Origin of the sequence: Burkholderia sp. ZZQ-2 (assembly GCF_050768715.1) — a bacterium.
Lineage (GTDB): Bacteria > Pseudomonadota > Gammaproteobacteria > Burkholderiales > Burkholderiaceae > Burkholderia > Burkholderia cepacia.
The window spans coordinates 64,190-84,629 of record NZ_LDVA01000268.1; the positions used below are offsets into that span (position 1 = coordinate 64,190).

Here is a 20,440-nt window from a genome sequence, read left to right on the forward strand (position 1 = left end):
GTGATCCGTTCCAGCCATCGCAGCCTCCGGCGCTGGATTCCCAGCGGCCGATCAGCTTACGATGGGTCGAAAAGCAATGGGATGGACGCCCCCACTCGAAACGGCGCGGTCGTGCCAAAGTGGAGTTGTGCGTGACCCACTTCCACGAACAGGAGCTCCCATCATGACGGCGGCTACGGTGATTGGCATCGATCTGGCAAAGAATGTCTTCCAGCTTCACGGCGTCAACGAGCACGGCAGGGTGGTGCTGCGAAAGCAAATCAAACGGGATCAGATGGCGTCGTTCTTCGCGAACATCCCACGAGCGCTGATCGGAATGGAAGCCTGTAGCAGCGCGCATTTTTGGGCTCGCAAGCTGCAGAGCATGGGACATGTCGTCAGACTGATGGCACCGCAGTTTGTCAAACCCTACGTCAAGACAAACAAGAATGATGCGGCCGACGCCGAAGCGATTTCCGAAGCGGTGACACGACCGAACATGCGCTTCGTGCCCGTGAAAAACGTCGAGCAGCAGGCGGTGCTTGCCTTGCATCGCGCACGGCAGGGGTTCGTTCGTGCCCGTACGGCGCAGGCAAACCAAATCCGCGGATTGCTCGGCGAATACGGATATTCGATCCCGCAGGGCATGACTCATATGCCCGACGTATTCGATGTCATTGAAGATGCGTCGAACGACTTGCCCGGCGTATTCCGGCAACTGATTCTGCGCCTGATGGACCATCTGAAGGTGCTCCACCAACAAGTGACCGAGATCGACGTTCAAATCAAGGCGTGGCACCGCAATAGCGATCTGGCGAAAAAGTTGGAAAAGATACCTGGCATCGGTCCGGTTACGGCCACCGCCCTGGTGGCCACCATCGGTGACGCCAAACACTTCGAGAACGGACGGCAGCTAGCGGCCTGGCTCGGATTGGTGCCGCGACAGCACTCGAGTGGCGGGAAACAAAACCTGCTGGGCATCAGCAAGCGAGGCGATTCCTATTTGCGAACATTGCTGATTCACTGCGCGCGTTCAGTGATTTCTGCGTCCAAACGAAAAGGAAATTGCGAGGGCTGGGTGCACGAACTGATTCGCCGCCGTAACCACAACGTAGCCGCCGTTGCGTTGGCAAACAAAATCGCCCGGACTGTATGGGCGCTCTGGGCGCACGACAGAGAGTACCGGGCCGGTTATCCATCCGCTGGTGCGGCTGCGTAACCCATCCGGCCGATTCGGTACAGGAAGTACAACAGGAGAACCAACCACCGATTGCTCAAGCAGTCATGACGTGATGGCAAACAGGTCAGACCGTGGCCGGTAGAACCCGAAAATGTCCAAGCACCTGCGAGTGCGCCAAAGCGACGGGGAACCGACCAGCGGAACCCATCAGGGACAGCGGCATCGCCGCAACCAAAGTCCGAATGTACGGTTGCAATCTACCTTCATGTCGTCATGAACTGAATGCTTGGCAAGCCGGGGGCGTCCATGTACGGATATTTCAATCTAGACGCTACAATCAAAAAAACGATCATCAGCATTATGTCAACTAACAGCCACACACTTGAACTGAGCGCTGCGGAACTGTCCGATGGGAGATACTGAGCAACGTGTCGTGAGCGTACGATCGTCGCGGCAACGGCAAACGGACATCGCGACGTATTTCCGCCAGACTCCGGTCAATACCTGAGCATTGATCCGATCGGCCTTGAAGGCGGGCTTAGAACCCAAGGTTATGTCCGAGATCCTCTGCAGATGGTCGATGTTCTCGGCCTGCAGCCATGCTTGCCGAAGGGCAAGAAGATCACGATGCGGGCGTATCGCTATGAGCGTCCGGACCGGATCGGCACAACGTGGACCACCCGCCCCGGGAACATTGCGTCAGGGCATCGATACACAAAGGAAGGCGTTGGCGGCGTCTATGGGGCAGATTCACAAGCGACTGCATTGGCCGAGGTCAATCACTACAAAGTTGATCTAAGCACTCGGGAACTCGTTACCAAAGACGTCACGCTCAACAACGTGCTCGACCTCACAGATCCAAAGGTACGCGATCAGCTGGGGGTGAAGCTCGAAGATATAACTGGTGATTCCTACACCAAGACGCATGAGCTCGGTGATATGGCGATTCGGGAAGGGTATGATGGGATATTGGCGCCATCTGCTCGTAACCCGGACGGTGCCAACTTAATTTCGTTTGCAGGATGGTGATATGCATCAGCTAGAACAGTACTATCCCGGTGACGCGAGTTGGCAACGGTTTGTCGCCGCATTCGGCCAATCAAAATCCAAGCAAGAAGTCAGGGATCTCGCGCAATCGCTCAATGGTGACATCGACCTCGCGACAGTAATCTATGAAGTCGTCGGCCCAGGCTACGACAAGTGGATCCACGAGAAGGTGCCTGCGATGGACGATCTCACGGCGGTCGATTGCATCCGCGACCCAGAGCTGCTGAAACGACTGCGCACGACCTTGATGCGTTTCCCCAGTTAGGCCCTAACTAGATCATTCTGTGATGTGAAGACGAACGTGCCCCCCAACTTCGCACACGAGATTGCCATCGCGGCCAGAGTGACATATCGAGCCCTTCTTGCAGCACACCCGAACGACTATTTTTACGCGTTTGCACTCTTCACTGACGCTGGTGCGATGACCGTCGTGCCGGCTGCGAATTCCGACGAAGGGTTGAAGCGCGTCCGCGAACAGATGGAGGTCGGTGACGATGAAGATGCGCCGGAGTTCACGTGGGCGACCGGCGAATGGGCGTATGAAGCAGCCGAGTCGGACTCGTTCAATCCCTTATGCAAAAGGTTGGCCGACACGGTACTTGGTCCGAACTTTCCGGAAGCGAAGTTTGACGTCTTTTTTGAAGATCTCCAGAGCGACATGATCGAGGCGCTGCGACTTCTCGATCAGGAAGGATTGTTCGGAACCGGTGCGGAGCGCGAGAAAATCACGCTGTTCGTCACGATCAGTGACGACGACGGATCCGTGGATCTAGAGAACAGATCGGCCAAGGTATTGAACCCGCCTTCCGTGTTCGATCGCTTCATCAAGCGCTACGACTAGCAGCGGAAATACCCATCAGAGACACCGGCCGCGGATTGAGACGTGACAAGGTCACGATGCCGACGATCACTTACTGTCTGGCAGGCTGCACAAGTTCGTCGGTTTCACAAAAGAAATCTCGTTGATCAGGTGCCGGTCGAGCCGGCCGACGTGCAGCTCGCGGTCGCGCATGCCCTGCCCGCTTCAGCGCGCGCGAGATCGCCTGCAATTGCGCCCACAGGTGCTCGGCGTCCGCGACCGATAGAGTATCTGCAGCAGCATCTAATGCGGCAACGATCATGTCGAATTGCTGGGCTGCCGATGCAAGAACCGGTAGGGCTCGCGCACGGGCCTGCTCTTCGCGATAGACAGCCATCCAACACGAGAGCGTCTGGCGTTCGGCGCGGCTCAACACCTGGAGTAGCATCCGTGGCACCGGTTCGTCGACGCGAAACGACCCGACTACACGACGGACACAACGAGCGCCCTCACGCGATCGCCCGACCGCGGCAGATCCTCTCGACGGTTCGAGGCGCACCAACTTGACTACGCGTCCCTGTTTGCGAATCAGCATGGGGATTGTCTGGGTCACACGATCACTGCAGCAGCATAGCGCAAACTTTCGTTACGATCGACGACGCCACACGCGAGGTAAAGAGCACGCTTGGGGGCGTCGCACGAGGTCCGAGAATAAATCGGGACTGCTTGCCGTGCGAGGTTCCCTCGCTTATATCGCACTCGACACGACACCGGAGGTCATCGTGAACGTCCCGCTGTTGATGCCACGCCTGTTCTGTTCGGCCTTCGTGCTGGCCGGCGCGATCCACGATGGCGAGGTGTTGGTCGATACGCGCCGGGTTTCGAAGATTCGTGGGATGCTGATTGCGTTCTATGGAGCGGATCCTGGCCCTTACGAGGTCGCTCTCGCGGCCGTGGCGACAGACGTGTTCTCAGACGAAAACACACGCGCCTGTTTCCTTGAGAGGGTCGATGCGTTCGACCGTCTGCTCGCGAATAGAGGTCTAATTGACGCGTGGGGCACACACGGATGGGTGCGACGCAACCCGACCGATCAAGATCGGTTTGCGCCCGCTCTATTTGTGGTCGAGGCCGCGGCGATCTGTCCTTTGAACACCGATCGCCGAGCGTTCGACCTACGGGATTTTCACGCAGCGGCGTACAAACGAGCCGCCGCGCGAGGTGTGGAGTTTTGGTAGCCAGGGTGGATCACTCGAACCCCATTTCAAGTGTGATTGCTTGCATGGCGACGGGAACTCCTGCCGCAATCTGCGGTTCAGTCGACGCGCCGCGTCTAGCAAGACTGGCATCCATCGATGCCTCGACCGGCACCACGTCGGCACGAACTGGGGCCGGCCGCCCAGCTCATTCATCTGCCAGGGCACGGCGGTACACGCGGCTCACCGCACTTCGAGATCGACGCTTGCCTGCGGGCGAAAAGCAAGGTCGCCCCCCTACACGGGCACACTCGACCACGTCGTCGCCCCTGGTACTCAATAGGCATCCGACCTCCAGCGTCTCCATGCTGTCGATGTCGAAACACGCGATCGTAACGATCGACGGGCCCTTCAGCCGCACGCGGCTTGGTGAATTCAATTCGAACGTAAGTGCGCTGGGGCAGCGCCTCCTGCTGAGGTGGTTCGACATGGATCAAGCAGCTGTAGCACGCAGGCGCCCGCGTGGATTCGCCGATCGCTCTGCAGAGCAAAACGCCTCTCATTGCTCAGGTGTGGCTCGGTCGATCTTCTCAATCGCCACGGTGCGCGCGGCGTCGATCGACCCTTCCATGATCCTTCCAATGCTTCGTCCCGTTTCCACGTCCGACACCGAGAACAGCGCCGGCGTGTACGGATCGGAGAGCGTGCTGCGATGCATGGCCCAAGTGCGACCACGATGTTCGAACGGGACACCGATTGTTTCGATCCAGCGATCTTCATGCAGCGCGACGTGGAACACGATTCCATCGACGCGCAGGGGCTCCGGCCTGGCGAGTACCCTTTTGTTGGTCTTGTGAGTCATCAGGTCACTCCTAATCAGCCTGGTTGAGGATCTCAACATTGAAACCGGCGGGCCAGCCGTACGTACGGACCTGCAGCGCGTCCTCCGCGATCAACTCGGGTATGACGTCCCAGTAGTCTTCATCGGTCGGTGTGATCATCACGATTGCACTCGGCATACCTCTTGCCGCAGCGATCTGGCCGGCTAGGCGCTTGAGTTCTGCGGTCCAATCGCGAACCTGCTGCTCTAGGATCCGCTGTTCGTCATACGCTTTCGTCATCATTTCCCTCATCGAGTCACTGGTTCCGGGATCCCCTTGATTTCGGTGCAGTTTACCGGTGTAGGTCGATCTAGCTGCGACAAGAGTTTGCGCTCCGCCCCCCCTAAAAAATATTCTTTATAATCAATTGGATGATGATTGCTAGCCCAAAGATCGCTCTTGGCTAAGAGACGCGAATTGAATCCATCAAATTCTCGGCAATGCATCTAATATTTTTTTGCTTTACCTAAATTTGTTTACCTGCAAGTATTGCCCTGCGGTTCGTAACGAACTGCATCGAGCCCGAACGTTTCTTTCGGATTGCTTTAATTTTTAATACGTGGAGCTTCAGATGAAGATCGAAAACAAGATGGTCATGAAAGGTGCACAAAGCAAAATCGTCCACGCAATTACCGCTGCCCTGAAGTGACAGCAGCGTAGTGAATTGTCAATGGCGGATCCCGGGATCCGCCATATCGGACAGAGGCGACCGATGAATCCCATCGAACAGAACGGCGACCTGCTTCAGATGTTCAATCCAGACGGCGTCCGGCTGGCCAACGAGACCGTGCGGCCGGTATTTCCCGATCTCGTCGATAAACTGGCTTCTGACATTTATGGATACGCGTATCGCCGACCCGGCATTGATCTGAAGACACGGCACCTCGTCACGCTCGGGGTAATCAGCGCCATGGGCGGCTGCGAGAATCAATTGCGTTTTCAACTTGGCGCTGCCCTGCACCTCGGCATACCGATCGAACAAATTCGCGAGGTATTTATTCAGGTGCAAGTTTTTGCCGGGAACGCACGGGCGTTCAACGCGGCAGCCATTTTCAAATCCGTTGCCGACGAGTTTCAGAAGAGCGAATAGCGTGATGCACTCGACCCGATGGCAGCTGATCGTGACTTATGTGTTAGCCGACGCAGCCGTGACGGTTTCGTCGCGCATCCTGCAATTCTATGCCACCTGGCTTTTGCTGAAGGACATCGCAAGCCCGTCGGCACTCACGCTGACGCTAATCGCGACGTGGGCGACGACCTTGCTATTCCTTCCATTTGTCGGCGTTGTCGCCGAGCGAATCCGCAAGAGCACCGTGTTGCTGTGCGCGTCGCTGCTCGCACTTGCATCGGTGATACCGGTCGTCGTCGTTGCACGTACGCTTCACGTCACCCACTCGAATTGGCTTGTTGTCGTTATCGTCATCGCAAGCGTGACCTCGAGCGTCGCCGTGGCGGCCCTGATGCCGCTGAGCACACCGCTGATACCCGAGATTTCGCCCGATGCCGACGAGGTTCGCAGAGGTTTGCGCCTGAAGGCGTCGGGTTTCATCCTGAACATCCTGTTCGGCCCGACGTTGGCGGGCTTCATGATCGGGGCATTTGGCGGCGAGTCCGCGCTTTGGCTGAGTGCCGCGAGCAGTTGTCTCGGCGTCGTGGCCTCGCTCGCCTTCCACATGTCGTTCAGTGCGGTGCAATCGGTGCGAACGCGCGCCGGGCCAGCACCGTCGTTTTTCCGGGACCTGCGCCACGGGATGCAACGGGTACTCGGTATTCGAGCCGAGCGGGCGATCGCGACAGCGTCGCTGCTCGCCAACATGCTGTTCGTCCCGTTCATATTCTTCCTGTTGCCAGCCAAGGTTCTCGCGGAGGGCGGCACCATGCTGAACGTGGCCAGCATCGAGCTGTCGTTGGGCGCGGGCGTATTGGGGGCTTCTGCCCTGCTGATCCAGCAAGCCCGGCGCATCGCTTCCGATCATGCAGTTTCGAGCGTCGGCATCGGAATGATCGGCGCCTCCATCTTTGCGTTCGGTTGCACGCACCATCTCCTCACTTGGTGCGTGCTGGGTTTCGCATTGGGTGTCGGGTTGACGACGTTCAACGTCACAGTCAATTCGAAACGAGCGATGGCGATTCCGGAAGGGCATCGCACCGGCATGGAATCGAGCCTGATGTTTCTTTGCACGGCCGCCGCTCCTTTGGGCATCTGGATATCGGGCGTGGCCCTCAAGACACTGTCGCCCGACACCGTCATCATCTACGGCAGCGAACTTTTCGTGCTTGCACTCCTTTGTATCGTCTTTTCCAGGCCGTTGAGGCTCATGCTCAATTCCGGAGATAGTGGCTTGCCTCACTATCTCCAGACTAACCGAGAACTGTTCGACCTTCAATCACTGTCATGACCTATCCCTTCCTTCCGGTGGCAAGTGTGGCTTCGTCGCTGTCAACGGGGTTCAAATCCCAACTGAAGTCCGCGTATGAGGATCTGCTCGAACAACTCGCGGCACATGCGCCGGCGCTGTTTCCCGACAGCGTCCACGCGCACTTCGCAACCTTGCAGCCCGCCGGATTCAATGGATTTCACAGCTTCGCCTACCACTATGTGATCCGCTTGGCGGAGCAGAACAAGCTGCCGGAAGCGTCGCGCCTGCTCACGGTCATCGCGCGCGACCGATACGAGACGCTGCCTCGATTCACGCCGGCATCGCGCATCGATTGCAAGTTGCTACGCGAGGTGCTGGACGAAATCTCGGGTGGCACATCCTATACGGAGATTGTCTTACGGCCGCTGCCCCGGGAAAAGGAGCAACTCGCGGAAGCGGCTATGACACACGGCGTTCGGGTGCTTGAAGCCGCGTATGCGGAACTCGCCGCGGAGATCGAGATCCTCGTCGGCTCGATCGTCTTTTTTGAATCGGCCGGTGCGACTAGCGAGCGTGCGTTATCGCTAACGGGTGATAAGCTTCAATCGATGATTCTCGTGAACGGGGAGATCGACCTGAGTTGGATCTTCCTGCTCGACAAGCTGGTTCATGAGGCGGCGCACACCTACCTATATGGCATCAATTTGCGCGAGGAACTCGTTCAAAACAGCCCGGAAATAAAGTATGCGTCTCCGCTGCGTCGGGATGCCCGCGACATGCTTGCGATCTATCACGCGACGTTTGTCATCCAACGCCTGCTGGTTGCGTTTACGCGCATTCTTGAGCGTGCGGCGCTATCTGATGCCGATCGGGTCACGATCAAGGAGATGCTCGGGCTGTACCATGCCCGACTCGATGCCGGCTTCTCGACGATCGAGCGTTATGGCGTTTTGTCCAACGTCGCGCGGGAATTGATCCATGAGGGGCGGGATTGTGCGAAATCGCTGGCGTCCTGCTGATTGAGGCTGCGGGCTTTGTCAAGTTAGCCGAGTAAGTACGGAGCGAGCGTAAGAGTGACCCGCTGCGTCATGCTGCAGACGGAATGGGGGTGACTTCGGTGAATTCATGCCACGTCGAGAAACGTGCGCCAAGGTGTTTGCGATAAAGAGAGGCGCGCAATAGATGTCGCTTCAAGGCGAAATGCTGACGGATCGGTCCGAAGCTCGCGAGGAAGGCCTGAGTTCGCTTCGGGTCGCGAAACCCTCGCATGCGTCGCTCGCGTTCGCGGGTGGGTTGATGGCTGTTCTCAACACGGTTGTTCACGCGCGCACAGGCCTTCACGAACACGTGCTTCACGTTCGCCAGTTCCGGTAACTCCGCCTTCGCAGCAGGATAACTGCGCAGCTGATCGGTAACGATCTTTCGCGGCGCCGGAAAGGAATGCAGCACTCGCTGGAAGAAACGTTTGGCGGCAGCTTTATCACGCCGCTTCTGCAGCAGGATGTCGAGTTCGGCACCATGCTCGTCGACGGCGCGCCACAGCACATAAGGCTCGCCGCGCAGAGTCACGAACATCTCGTCGAGGTGCCAGGTGCTGCCGGTCTTGCGTCGTACAGTCTTCGCGCAGCCCGCGAAGACTGCACCGAATTTGTCGCACCAGCGACGGATGGTTTCGTGGCTGACGATGACACCGCGTTCGAACAGCAGTTCCTCAATGTTGCGCAGACTGAGCTGGAACCGGAAGTACCATCGGACTGCCAGGCTGATGATCGCAGCTGGGAAACGATGGCCGTGGTAAAGCGATTTGGGATTCGTCATTCCGGCATCCTACGCGATCACCCTCCGTAACGTGACAAAGCCCACATGTCTACGAAGTCACGCTGGCGCTGGGTTCGAGCGCAGAGTGGCTTTCCTCTGCCCCGGGCCGGATCTTGAACCAGATCGAGTACATAGCTGGCAGAAACACCAACGTCAGTATCGTTCCTGCGAAAGTTCCTCCGATCAGCGTATAGGCCAACGTGCCCCAGAACACGGAATGGGTCAGCGGAATGAACGCAAGCATCGCGGCAACCGCAGTCAGGATCACGGGCCTCGAGCGCTGCAGGGTGGCCTCCACTACCGCATCGAACGGCGCCATGCCCGCACGCGTGTTCTCTTCGATCTGGCCGATCAGGATCAGCGTGTTGCGCATCAGGATGCCGGAGAGCGCAATGAGCCCCACCAATGCGTTGATGCCGAAGGGCTGATTGAACAGCAGGAGTGTCGGCACCACGCCGATCAAACCCAGCGGACTGGTCGCGAACACCATCATGGTCGCGGCAATCGAGCGCGTCTGGAAAATGATGATGAGCAGCGTCAGCGCAATCATGATCGGGAACAGCGGCGCGAGCGCATTGGTCGCCTTGTTGGCCTCCTCGATGGAGCCGGCCTCCTCGATCCGGTAGCCGCCCGGCAGCTTCGCGATGATGGGCTGCAATTGCGCGAGCATCGCGGTCGACACGTCGGGCGGTTGCAATCCTTCGGCGATATCGCCACGCACGGTAATTGTCGGTGTTCGATCGCGACGGCGCAGGATCGGATCCTCCATGCGGATGTCGACCTTGCCGACCTGCGAGAGCGGCACCCGCTGCCCTGCGTTACCGATCAGCGTGAATCCCTCGATCCGTTGCGGGTCGAGCCGGGTGTCTCCCGCCGAACGCGCGACCAGCTCCACCGAACGAATGTCCTCGCGCACGTGCGTGACGGGAATTCCGGTCAGCAGGAATTGCAGTTGCTGCGCGACCGAGCTGGACGTCAGCCCGAACGACCCGAGACGATTTTGATCGAGCGTGAAATGCACGGTGGGAACACGCGGCCCCCAGTCGGCGTTCACCGTTCGCATCATCGGGCTGGCCTTCATGGTCCGCTCGACCTGCGCGGCGATGGTGCGCAACGTCCCCGCGTCCGGGCCCATGACCCTGAACGCAACGGGGTAAGGCGAGTAAGGGCCGAACACCAGCTGCGTGACGCGAACCTGCGCCCCGGGCACCAATCCTTCGGCGACGACCTTGCGCAGACGGAATTTGAGCGCTTCCCGCTGGTGCTCATCGCTCGTGCGGATCACGATCTTCGAGAAGGACGAATCCGGCAACTCCGGAGACATGGCCAGATAGAAGCGCGGCGCGCCCTGCCCGATGTACGAGGTCACGATCTGCGCTTCCGGCTGCTTCGCGAGCCACGCCTCGACCTTTTCCGTTGCCGACGCGGTCTGCTCGATCGACGTCCCATAGGGCATTTGCACTTCGACGAGCACTTCCGGGCGATCGGACGTCGGGAAGAACTGCTTCTTCACCAGTCCCATGCCCATCACGGCAACCACGAACGATGCCACCACGATCCCGGCGACCATCCACTTGCGTCCGATCACGCGCCCGAGGAAACGGCGAAAGCGCTGGTAGTTCCGCGTGTTGTAGATCGCTTCGTGGCCGCCTTCGATCACGGCAATGTCGGGTAACAGCTTGACGCCGAGGTACGGCGTGAAGACGACGGCCACGACCCACGACGTGATCAGCGCAATGCCGACGATCCAGAACATGTTGCTCGTGTATTCGCCGGCCGTCGAGCGCGCGAAGCCGTTCGGCATGAAGCCGACCGCCGTGACCAGCGTGCCCGACAGCATCGGCGCGGCCGTATGGCTCCACGCGTAAGCCGACGCCTGGACGCGGTTGTAGCCCTCCTCCATTTTCACGACCATCATTTCGATGGCGATGATCGCGTCGTCGACGAGCAGGCCCAGCGCGAGAATCAGCGAACCGAGCGTGATGCGGTCGAAGCTCTTGCCCGTGGCGGCCATCACGACGAAGACCCCCGCGAGCGTCAGCGGCACCGCCGCCGACACGACGATGCCGACGCGCCATCCCATGCTCGCGAAGCTCACGACCATCACCACGAGCAGCGCGACGAAGAACTTGACCATGAATTCGTCGACGGCCGAATGGATATTGACGGCCTGGTCGGTCACCTTCGTGAGGCTCATGCCCAGCGGCATCCCGGCATTGATCGATGCGACCTCCGCGTCGAGCGCGTTGCCGAGGTTGAGCCCGTTCCAACCGTCCCGCATCACGACGCCGAGCAGCAACGCCGGTTCGCCGTTGTTGCGAATCTGGAACGTGGCCGGGTCTTCGTATCCGCGTTCGACGGTCGCCACGTCGGAGAGCTTCAACGTGCGGCCCTGAACGACGATCGGCGTGTCACGAATGGTCTGCAGCTTGTCGAACGCGCCTTCGACACGAATGAAGACCTGCGTGCCCGCCGTATCGATCGAACCGGCCGGCGTCAGAACGTTCTGGTTGTTCAACGCGGCAAAGATCTCCTGGGGCGTCACGCCGAGCGTCGCGAGCCGGTCGTGCGAAAACGAGACATAGATCCGTTCCGCCTGCTCGCCGATGATGTTCACCTTCTTGACGCCCGGCACATGAAGAAGCCGCTGGCGCAATCCCTCGGCGTCGCGCACCAGCACTCGTTGCGGCTCGCCTTTTGCCTTGAGCGCGAACAGCGCGAACGTTACGTCGGAGTACTCATCGTTGACGAGCGGGCCGATCACGCCGGGCGGCAGGTTGCCCGCTTCGTCATGCAGCTTCTTGCGCGCCTGATAGAACTCCTCGGGCACGTCCGCGGGCGGCGTACTGTCGAGCAAGGTCACCGTGGTGAAGGCCAACCCCGGACGCGTATAGGTCTCCGTCCGGTCGTACCAGCGCAGTTCCTGCATGCGCTTTTCGAGCGGCTCGGCCACCTGGTCCTGCATTTCCTGCGCGGTCGCGCCGGGCCATGCCGTAATGACCGTCATCGATTTGACGGTAAAGGGCGGATCTTCGGCCCGCCCCAGTTTCAGGAAGGCAACCACGCCGGCGATCGAGATCAGGATGATCAGAAACAGCGTGACCGAGCGCTCCCGCACCGCGAGCGCCGACAAGTTGAAGCCGCTCATTGCGCCGCTCCTTGCGCGGAGACGGATGCCGCGATCATCTTGTCGTTGGCGAGGCGCACATGCTCTCCGTCGTGCAACAACTGGGCACCGAGCGCGACGACCTGGTCGCCGTCGCGAAGGTCGCCCGTCACCGTCGCACTGTCGTCGCTCAATGCGGTGACACGCACCTTGCGCCAGGTCACGCGCGATTGGGCCCGGTCGACCGTCCAGACCCCGGTGCCCGTGCCCGGATCGAACACGGCGCCGACCGGGACCACCATGCCGGCGGGTGCGTGGCCGGCATCGCCGGCGAGATCGAGCGTCACGGTCGCGCCGAGCGGCGCATTCGACAGCGCGCCCTGGAGGACGTACCGCGCCTCGTAGGTCCGTGTCAGCCGATCGGCGGAGTCGGAGAGCTGGCGCAGGACGGCGGGAACAGGCTTCTGGGCCGCGCCGTACAGCGTCGCCTCGGCAATCGAGCCGGATGCGGGACGCAGCGTCTCGGGAAGCTGGACGACGGCTTCGCGGGGGCCGGCATGCGCGAGCCGCACGACGATTTGTCCCGGCGCGACGACCTGGCCGGGCTCCGCCAGCGTCTCGACCACCACGCCGTCGGCGTCCGCCATGACGACAGCGTATCCGGACGCATTGTTGGCGAGCACGGCCTGCGCCTGCGCCGCGACGAGCTGGGCCCTGGCGGAGTCCGCGGCCGCCTTGAGCTGGTCATAGGTCGATGCCGAAACCGCGCCTGCCGCGACGAGATCCCGATAGCGCGCCTCGTCAGCGGCCGTCTGCGTCGCGCGCGCCTGCGCGGCATCCACGAGCTTCTGCTGTGCACGGGCCTGCAGTCCCAGATCGATCGGATCGATGCGCATCAGCGGCTGGCCGCGCTTGACCGTCTGGCCCGCGTCGACCAGCCGCTCGATGACCTTGCCCTGAACCCGGAAACCGAGATCGCTCTGAACGCGGGCGCCCACGACACCCGAAAACGATCGGCTCGCTCCCGCCGCGCCGTGAACGGCGCTCGTACGCACAAGTGGCGCCTCGGTACGCGGATCAGCGGCCGGATGCTCGCCGCATGCCGCGAGCGCAAGCGAAGCCACGCCCAATGTGTAGACAAAATGATGGCGCCGGAACATGAGGTCCCCTCTCGCAAAGAACAGGAGCCCTCATTCTGATACCAGTGACCAATTCAGTCAACAGTCACAACAAGATTCATGGAGCGAGACTTCTGAGTACCAGGTTCGCAAGTTGGGTCGTCGCCTCTTCCGCGCCCTCGAGGTTGTACTGGAGCAGCAGCGGATTGAAATAGGGCTTCATCACCAGGAAGATCGCGTTCACCGCCTCGTCCTGCGGGGTCTTGCGTTCGAATTCGCCGGTTTCGCGCCCGAGCCGCAATATCTCGGCGACGAGTTGCCGGATCTGGTCCTCATAACCCTGGACCGATGGCCAGGGTGATGCGGCCGACACGGCGGCGATGTCGTAAAGCTTGCGATCCTGGAAGAAGAGCTCGCTTCCGGATGAAAGCAAGGTCTTGAACATACGGCGAAATTTTTCCGTCGCACTGTGTGCGCCGTCGATGTTTTCCTTGACGGCGGTGATCATCGCGGCGAGGCGATTCGCGCAGATGACTTGACCGATCGCCTGTTTGGAATCGAAGAATTTGTAGATATAGGCTTTTGAAAACCCGATTTCCTTCGCGAGGTCGGAAACGGTGGTCTTTTCGTAGCCGTAGCGGCTGAAGTATTCCGTTGCGGCGTCGACGATCTGGGCGCGAACTTCGTGGTCCGAGGGGCCGCGGGACGGGGAGGCGGAGGGAGTCGGTTTGTTCATGTCTCAAGCTTAGCCCCTCACTCGCGAGTTGACAACGTGTGACCATATTGTATATTGGTCACAACATCCGCTCACCGTTGCGCTCCCGAAATGATCATGCCCCTGCACCGTTCACTTGTTCTCCTGACCAGCGTCGCCGCCCTCTCGGCGTGCGCCGTGGGTCCCGACTACCACCGCCCGGATGCGCCGCTGGCGCAGCACTACATGACCCAGCCGCCCGCCGGCACGGCAAAGGCTCCGGTTGCCGATCTGTCCGCGTGGTGGGAAAGCTTCAACGACCCGCTGCTCACGCGTTACGTTTCGTTGGCGCTGGCGCAGAACCTGGACCTGGCCCAGGCCGTTGCGCAAATCACTCAGGCGCGTGCTCGCCTCGGCACGGCCAACGCGGCGCTTCTTCCGTCGGCCTCGGTCTCTGCGTCGGCGGCGCGTGCCTATCAGTCCGTCGACACGCCGCTGGGACAATTGCTCAATGCCACGCCGGGTTACTCGCGCTGGGGCACCGAGTACGAAACCAACCTGGAGGCCGGTTGGGAGATCGACATCTTTGGCGGTCTGCGCCGTCAGCGTGAAGCCGCGCTCGCCGATTACTCGGCGACGCAGGCGGCGGCAGTCGCCACCCGCCTTGCCGTCGCGGCCCAGACCGCTGATATCTACGTCACGATCCGGGGGCTCCAGGCCCGTCTGGACATCGCGACCCGGCAGGTGCAGACGCAGCAGGCGCTTCTCGCGGACGTGAAACTCCTGTATTCGAAAGGCGCGGCAGCCGACTATCAGGTTCAGCAGGCGCAGGGTGCGCTCGACCAGGTTCAGGCCGGCGTGCCCGTCCTGCTCGCGGCGCTCGATGCAGCGTCGAACGCCCTCGACGTGATGCTCGGCTCCCCTCCCGGCACGCACCGCGCGGAGCTGAGCCCGCCGTCCCTGATCCCCGTTGCGCCGTCGCTCGCGGAAATGGGCACGCCGGCCGATCTGCTGCAAAGACGTCCCGACCTGATCGCCGCCGAACGTCACCTCGCTGCGGCCAATGCGCGCATTGGCGCCGCGATCGGCGAGTACTACCCGACGGTCTCGCTGAACGCCTTCCTCGGCAGCGCGACCTCCGCCGCCACCGGCACGCTGTTCTCGGGCGGCGCCAACCAGGCGGCCGGCCTCGTCGGGCTGCGCTGGCGCCTGTTCGATTTCGTGCGCATCGGTGCCGATGTCGAAGCGGCGAAAGGCGCCGACGCGCAAGCGCTCGCGGCCTATCGGCAGGCCGTGCTCCGCGCGTCCGAGGACGTCGAAAACTCGCTCTCGTCATTGGTGAACCGACAGGCGCAGGCGGCCACGCTGTCGCATGCCGAGTCGTCGTTTTCCCGCGCCAAGGATGCATCGATGACCGCGTACCGCAGCGGTGCGGCGAGTTTCATCGACGTATTGCACGCCAACGAGACGCTGCTCCAGGCCGCCGACGCGCGTGCGCAAGCACAAACGGAATCCGCACGTGCGGCGATCTCGACGTTCAAGGCACTCGGCGGCGGCTGGGATCCGGCATCGCACGTCGGGCAGACGTCGCTGACTTCACGCTGACGAAACCGCCCAGCATTGGCGCGCGCAACGAAACCCGCGCACTTTCCGGGTTCGCGCGAGTGCGTACCGCGCCATTGCAGTGCGCGTCGCGCCCGCAATCGGACAGCGTCTCGCGCGTCACAGCACTCATCGCGCGGCCGTCATCGAATTGCGCTAAATTGGGCCAGATTTCGTTTGAACACGCCGTCGGGTAAAGGCACACCACGCCCGAACGGGCGCACTCCAGGGCGCGATGAATGAACGACAAGGATCCTGTCGATTTCGGGCAACCCGTTGCAGACGACACGCTCGCCAGACGGTTTCTCCTGCGAGATGCGCCCACCGTACGGGCCGGCGTTTTCTCCCACGGGCAACCGATCTCGTTCACCCGGTTGATCAACCCGCGGCCCCAACCGGGGCGCTCGCTCACGCCGCAACCGGAGGAAGCCTTTGTCTTCCAGATGCCGCTGATACTCGGCCCCGATCCCGGCCTCCGTTATTCAAGCGGCAACCTCGATGCTTCCGCATCGTGCAGTCCCGGCAGCTGTTATCTGCTCGACCTGCGCGCGAGCCCGACTCGCCGTCTCGACATGCCGTTCGATACCATGCGGCTCTATCTGGCCCAGGGGGCGATCGAGGAGTTCACCGATCAAAAGCGGCGCCGGCGCATAGGAGGACTCGTGCAGCCGCATCTCGGCGCCAGCGACCCGGTGCTGTTCAGTCTGTCGCATACGCTGCAGACAGTCCTGCAGCAGCCCGACCTGACGAGCGCGTTGTTCATCGATTACCTCGCGCTGGCGTTTTGCGAACACGTCGTCACACGCTATGGCCGAGCCGATCCGGTGCTCCGGCCACGCCGCTCCGGACTCGCTCCTTGGCAGATGCGGCGCATCGAGGATTATTTCGCGTCCCACCTGCACGACAATCCGTCGATCGCCGATCTCGCACGCGAGTGCAATCTCTCCACCAGCTACTTCGGCGAAGCCTTCAAGCAGACCACCGGCAGCACGCCCCATCAGTGGCTGCTCAAGCGCCGTATCGAGCGCGCGAAATCGCTGTTGCGGGAAACCGATGCGAGCCTGGCCAGCATCGCATCGGACTGCGGATTTTTCGACCAGAGTCATTTTTCGCGCGTGTTCTCGCGTCTCGAGGGATGCGGGCCGAAAGACTGGGCGCAGCGAAACCGATAGCACCGGACAGGTGCAAACGTCACGGGCGGCGCATGTGTGTCAGCTCGATCCGCCGCCTCCTGATCCGAATTCAGCCACTGCCCCCCGGTATGCGACGGTCGCCCGCGAATCGTCCAACGAATCGTTGTTTTATACAAGATCGCGCGGCCACCCCGCAGGTACGCTTCTCTCACATCGACTCGTCGATGCCTCCGCGGCTCGTCACTCGTTGAACGGGTGGCCATCGCGGTCCGGCCGTTTCATTTCGGCGCACCTGCCGAGATAGCACGTTGATTTGCCCGTCAAGCCTCGCGCGGCCGCCAGCCCGGAACGGCATGGCGCTGCGCCGGTCCGCCCAACCCTCCTGGAGTCGATGCATGAAGAATCGCGATACGTCTACGCGTCTTGATCACGCAACGGGTGCACCCGTTGCCGACAATCTGAACATCGAAACGGCCGGCCCGCGCGGTCCCGCGCTGCTGCAGGATATCTGGCTGATCGAGAAACTCGCGCACTTCGACCGCGAGGTCATTCCCGAACGACGCATGCACGCCAAAGGATCGGGCGCGCACGGCGTATTCACGGTGACGCACGACATCACGCGCTACACCAAGGCGAAACTCTTTTCGGAAATCGGCAAGGCAACGCCGGTATTCATGCGCTTTTCGACCGTCGCCGGCGAGCGCGGCGCCGCGGATGCCGAGCGCGACATCCGCGGCTTCGCTGTGAAGTTCTATACGGAAGAAGGGAACTGGGACATCGTGGGCAACAACACGCCCGTGTTCTTTTTCCGTGACCCGCTGCGTTTTCCCGATCTCAACCACGCGATCAAGCGCGACCCGCGCACGGGACTGCGCAGCGCAAACAGCAACTGGGACTTCTGGACGCTCCTGCCGGAAGCGCTTCACCAGGTCACGATCGTCATGAGCGACAGGGGCATACCGCGCAGCTATCGGCACATGCATGGATTCGGCAGCCATACGTTCAGCCTCGTCGATGCCGACAATCGGCGGACGTGGGTGAAATTCCACTTCCGTACGCAGCAAGGCATCGCGAATCTGACCGACGGCGAAGCCGAACAGCTCGTGGGCAAGGATCGCGAAACGCATGGCCGCGACCTTTACGAAAGCATCGAACGCGGCGACTTCCCGCGCTGGACTCTCTTCATTCAGGTGATGAACGACGACGAGGCCAGGGCACTGCCGTTCAACCCGTTCGACCTGACCAAGGTCTGGCCGAAAAGCGATTTCCCGTTGATCGAGGCAGGCGTGCTCGAATTGAACCGCAACCCGGGCAACTACTTCGCCGAGGTCGAGCAGGCGGCGTTTTCGCCCGCGAACGTCGTGCCTGGCATCGGCTTTTCGCCGGACAAGATGCTGCAGGCGCGGCTGTTCTCTTATGGCGACACGCAACGTTATCGGCTGGGCGTGAACTTCAATCACATTCCCGTCAATGCGCCGAAGTGCCCCTTCCACAGCTACCACCGCGATGGCGCCATGCGCACCGACGACAACCTCGGCGGCACACCGTCCTACTACCCGAACAGTTCCGGCGAGTGGGAAGTGCGGCCCGACCTTCACGAGCCGCCGCTGCGGATCGAAGGCGACGCCGCACATTGGGACCACCGCGTGGATGTCGATCACTTCGCGCAGCCCGGGAATCTGTTTCGCCTGATGAGCCAGGCGCAACAACACTTGCTGTTCGATAACACCGCTCGCCAGATGGCCTCCGTCCACGCGCATATCCAGGAGCGCCACATCCTCAATTGCGCGAAGGCCGACCCCGAGTACGGCGCGGGCGTTCGCGACGCGCTGGCAAGAATCGGGGCAACGACTGCGACGAAGTAGCCGGCCATTCGCGTGCGGCGTCCGCCACGACGCCAGCGTCCGCTCACATTTCGATGGAGAACCGTCATGTCGCAGGTCATTCAGGATGTCGCCGTGCCCGACAGTCAGCTTGCGCGGGAAATCACCGAGTTCGTGCGCGACACGTCCACCCCGCTGCTCTTTCATCATTCGAGCCGCGTCTATTTGTTCGGCGCCCTGGAGGGCGCGCGCCGCGGCCTGAACTTCGATCCGGAACTGTTGTACGCGGGCGCGATGTTCCATGACATCGGCCTCACCGGCGCGTACAGCAGCGCCACCGAGCGCTTCGAAGTCGACGGAGCCAATGCGGCCCGCGAGTTTCTCTCGGGCCGGGGCATCACCGCGGCCGACATCGATCTTGTCTGGACGGCCATTGCGCTGCATACCACGCCCGGCATTCCGCGCCATATGCACCCGGTTGTCGCACTGGTGACCGCCGGGGTCGAGATGGATGTGCTCGGACTTTCGTACCACGCGTTCTCGCACGAGGAACGCGAAGCCGTCACGCGTGCGCATCCGCGCCCGCCGCACTTCAAGGAAGAGATCATTCAGGCGTTCTACAACGGCATCAAGCACAAACCGGAGACCACGTTCGGCAACGTGAAAGCCGACGTGATCGCCGACAAGGAGCCTCATTTCCATCGGGGAAACTTCTGTTCCGTCATCCGCAATTCGGCATGGCCGGGTTGACGATGCCGTGTCCCGCGCATCGATGCCCGGCCAGTCGCGCCGCGCCAACCGATCGCGACCGCATGCAGGTCCGCATAGGCAGAAAACACCGGCGATCGCATCGTGCGAGACGGCAGGCCGGTGTCCATCAACGGAATCATTCACACTGAGGTGAACATCATGGGCAAGCTTGCAGGGAAAGTGGCCGTTGTAACCGGTGCGTCGAAGGGTATCGGCGCCGCCATCGCCAAGGCGCTCGCGGCAGAGGGCGCGTCGGTCGTCGTGAACTACGCAAGCAGCAAGGCCGGCGCGGACGACGTCGTGTCCGCCGTCACCACGGCCGGTGGGAAAGCCGTTGCCGTGGGCGGCGACGTGTCGAAGGCGGCCGACGCGAAAGGCATCGTCGATGCGGCGATCGAAACGTACGGCCGCCTCGACATCCTCGTCAACAACTCGGGCGTCTACGAGTTCGCACCGATCGAAGCGTTCACGGAAGCGCAATACCACAGGCAGTTCGACATCAACGTGCTCGGGGTCCTGCTCACGACACAGGCCGCCGTCCAGCACCTCGGCGAAGGCGCCAGCATCATCAATGTCAGCTCGGTCGTCTCGACGCTCACACCGGCGACGACCGCCGTCTACAGCGGCACGAAAGGCGCGGTGGATTCCATCACTGGCGCGCTCGCGCGTGAACTCGGGCCACGAGGAATTCGCGTGAACACGATCAATCCGGGCGTGATCGTGACCGAAGGCGCGCAAAGCGCCGGGGTGATCGGATCGGAGTTCGAGCATTCGGCGGTCAGCCAGACGCCGCTCGGGCGCGTGGGCAGACCGGACGACGTCGCATCGATTGCGGTTTTCCTCGCTTCCGACGACGCAAAGTGGCTGACGGGCGAGCACATCGTCGCCAGTGGCGGCATGCGCTGACGCAGGTTCGCGAAACCGCGGGCGTACCGTCGGCCTCGACATCGACAA

At 61.4% G+C, this 20,440-nt stretch carries 19 protein-coding genes; 13 read left to right on the forward strand and 6 right to left on the reverse strand.

Annotated elements, in window-relative coordinates; translation table 11 throughout:
* The first annotated feature begins 163 nt into the window (after positions 1–163).
* The 5 genes from ABY44_RS20630 to ABY44_RS20650 all read left to right on the forward strand — a co-directional run bounded on the left by ABY44_RS20630 (position 164) and on the right by ABY44_RS20650 (position 4,243).
* Positions 164–1,198 (forward strand): IS110 family transposase, encoded by a 1,035-nt coding sequence (locus ABY44_RS20630; protein WP_060174367.1) that lies wholly within the window; start codon positions 164–166, stop codon positions 1,196–1,198.
* A 534-nt stretch (positions 1,199–1,732) separates the two neighbouring features.
* Positions 1,733–2,188: an RES family NAD+ phosphorylase gene (locus ABY44_RS20635; RefSeq protein WP_081072694.1), complete on the forward strand. Its 456-nt coding sequence runs from the start codon at positions 1,733–1,735 to the stop codon at positions 2,186–2,188.
* 1 nt (position 2,189) lies between these two features.
* Positions 2,190–2,471: a hypothetical protein gene (locus tag ABY44_RS20640; protein WP_060174366.1), complete on the forward strand. Its 282-nt coding sequence runs from the start codon at positions 2,190–2,192 to the stop codon at positions 2,469–2,471.
* Positions 2,472–2,507: 36 nt separating this feature from the next.
* Entirely contained in the window at positions 2,508–3,047 is a 540-nt protein-coding gene (locus tag ABY44_RS20645; RefSeq protein ID WP_060174365.1) for a DUF4303 domain-containing protein, read from the forward strand.
* Positions 3,048–3,787: 740 nt separating this feature from the next.
* Entirely contained in the window at positions 3,788–4,243 is a 456-nt protein-coding gene (locus ABY44_RS20650; protein WP_060174512.1) for a hypothetical protein, read from the forward strand.
* A gap of 517 nt (positions 4,244–4,760) precedes the next feature.
* On the opposite strand, the gene ABY44_RS20655 is transcribed toward ABY44_RS20650, so the two are convergent.
* Both ABY44_RS20655 and ABY44_RS20660 read right to left on the reverse strand, forming a co-directional pair.
* Positions 4,761–5,063 (reverse strand): hypothetical protein, encoded by a 303-nt coding sequence (locus ABY44_RS20655; RefSeq protein WP_060174364.1) that lies wholly within the window; start codon positions 5,061–5,063, stop codon positions 4,761–4,763.
* A 10-nt stretch (positions 5,064–5,073) separates the two neighbouring features.
* Positions 5,074–5,325: a hypothetical protein gene (locus tag ABY44_RS20660; RefSeq protein WP_230948776.1), complete on the reverse strand. Its 252-nt coding sequence runs from the start codon at positions 5,323–5,325 to the stop codon at positions 5,074–5,076.
* 469 nt (positions 5,326–5,794) lie between these two features.
* Between ABY44_RS20660 and ABY44_RS20665 the strand changes: the two genes are divergently transcribed.
* From ABY44_RS20665 to ABY44_RS20675, 3 genes are read left to right on the forward strand one after another with little or no spacing between them, the layout of a single operon-like run.
* On the forward strand, positions 5,795–6,172 hold the full coding sequence (locus tag ABY44_RS20665; RefSeq protein ID WP_059666150.1) for a carboxymuconolactone decarboxylase family protein: 378 nt from the start codon (positions 5,795–5,797) through the stop codon (positions 6,170–6,172).
* Between the two features lie 4 nt (positions 6,173–6,176).
* Complete coding sequence (locus tag ABY44_RS20670; RefSeq protein ID WP_060174363.1) at positions 6,177–7,481, forward strand: MFS transporter; 1,305 nt, start codon at positions 6,177–6,179, stop codon at positions 7,479–7,481.
* Positions 7,478–8,461 (forward strand): aKG-HExxH-type peptide beta-hydroxylase, encoded by a 984-nt coding sequence (locus tag ABY44_RS20675; RefSeq protein ID WP_059699305.1) that lies wholly within the window; start codon positions 7,478–7,480, stop codon positions 8,459–8,461. The genes ABY44_RS20670 and ABY44_RS20675 overlap by 4 nt, the downstream gene beginning before the upstream one ends.
* 67 nt (positions 8,462–8,528) lie before the next feature.
* On the opposite strand, the gene ABY44_RS20680 is transcribed toward ABY44_RS20675, so the two are convergent.
* From ABY44_RS20680 to ABY44_RS20695, 4 genes are all read right to left on the reverse strand, one after another.
* Positions 8,529–9,260, reverse strand: a complete 732-nt coding sequence (locus ABY44_RS20680; protein WP_060174362.1) for an IS6 family transposase — start codon at positions 9,258–9,260, stop codon at positions 8,529–8,531.
* A 49-nt stretch (positions 9,261–9,309) separates the two neighbouring features.
* Positions 9,310–12,408, reverse strand: a complete 3,099-nt coding sequence (locus tag ABY44_RS20685; protein ID WP_060174361.1) for an efflux RND transporter permease subunit — start codon at positions 12,406–12,408, stop codon at positions 9,310–9,312.
* Positions 12,405–13,526 carry an efflux RND transporter periplasmic adaptor subunit gene (locus tag ABY44_RS20690; RefSeq protein WP_060174360.1) on the reverse strand — a complete coding sequence of 374 codons (1,122 nt, stop codon included), beginning with the start codon at positions 13,524–13,526 and terminating at the stop codon, positions 12,405–12,407. Before ABY44_RS20690 ends, ABY44_RS20685 begins: the two co-directional genes overlap by 4 nt.
* 76 nt (positions 13,527–13,602) lie before the next feature.
* The gene (locus ABY44_RS20695; RefSeq protein ID WP_060174359.1) at positions 13,603–14,220 is read right to left on the reverse strand and encodes a TetR/AcrR family transcriptional regulator; all 618 of its coding nucleotides are present in this window, start codon (positions 14,218–14,220) and stop codon (positions 13,603–13,605) included.
* A gap of 96 nt (positions 14,221–14,316) precedes the next feature.
* Here ABY44_RS20695 and ABY44_RS20700 point away from each other — a divergent pair, with 96 nt between their 5' ends.
* The 5 genes from ABY44_RS20700 (at position 14,317) to ABY44_RS20720 (ending at position 20,392) form a co-directional block, all read left to right on the forward strand.
* Positions 14,317–15,783, forward strand: coding sequence for an efflux transporter outer membrane subunit (locus tag ABY44_RS20700; RefSeq protein ID WP_060174510.1), 1,467 nt, complete (start codon positions 14,317–14,319; stop codon positions 15,781–15,783).
* A 236-nt stretch (positions 15,784–16,019) separates the two neighbouring features.
* Positions 16,020–16,952, forward strand: coding sequence for a helix-turn-helix domain-containing protein (locus ABY44_RS20705; protein ID WP_081072693.1), 933 nt, complete (start codon positions 16,020–16,022; stop codon positions 16,950–16,952).
* A gap of 356 nt (positions 16,953–17,308) precedes the next feature.
* Complete coding sequence (locus ABY44_RS20710) at positions 17,309–18,778, forward strand: catalase (protein WP_060174357.1); 1,470 nt, start codon at positions 17,309–17,311, stop codon at positions 18,776–18,778.
* Between the two features lie 66 nt (positions 18,779–18,844).
* Entirely contained in the window at positions 18,845–19,486 is a 642-nt protein-coding gene (locus tag ABY44_RS20715) for an HD domain-containing protein (RefSeq protein ID WP_060174356.1), read from the forward strand.
* A 159-nt stretch (positions 19,487–19,645) separates the two neighbouring features.
* Positions 19,646–20,392, forward strand: coding sequence for an SDR family NAD(P)-dependent oxidoreductase (locus ABY44_RS20720; RefSeq protein WP_060174355.1), 747 nt, complete (start codon positions 19,646–19,648; stop codon positions 20,390–20,392).
* The last annotated feature ends 48 nt before the right edge of the window (positions 20,393–20,440 follow it).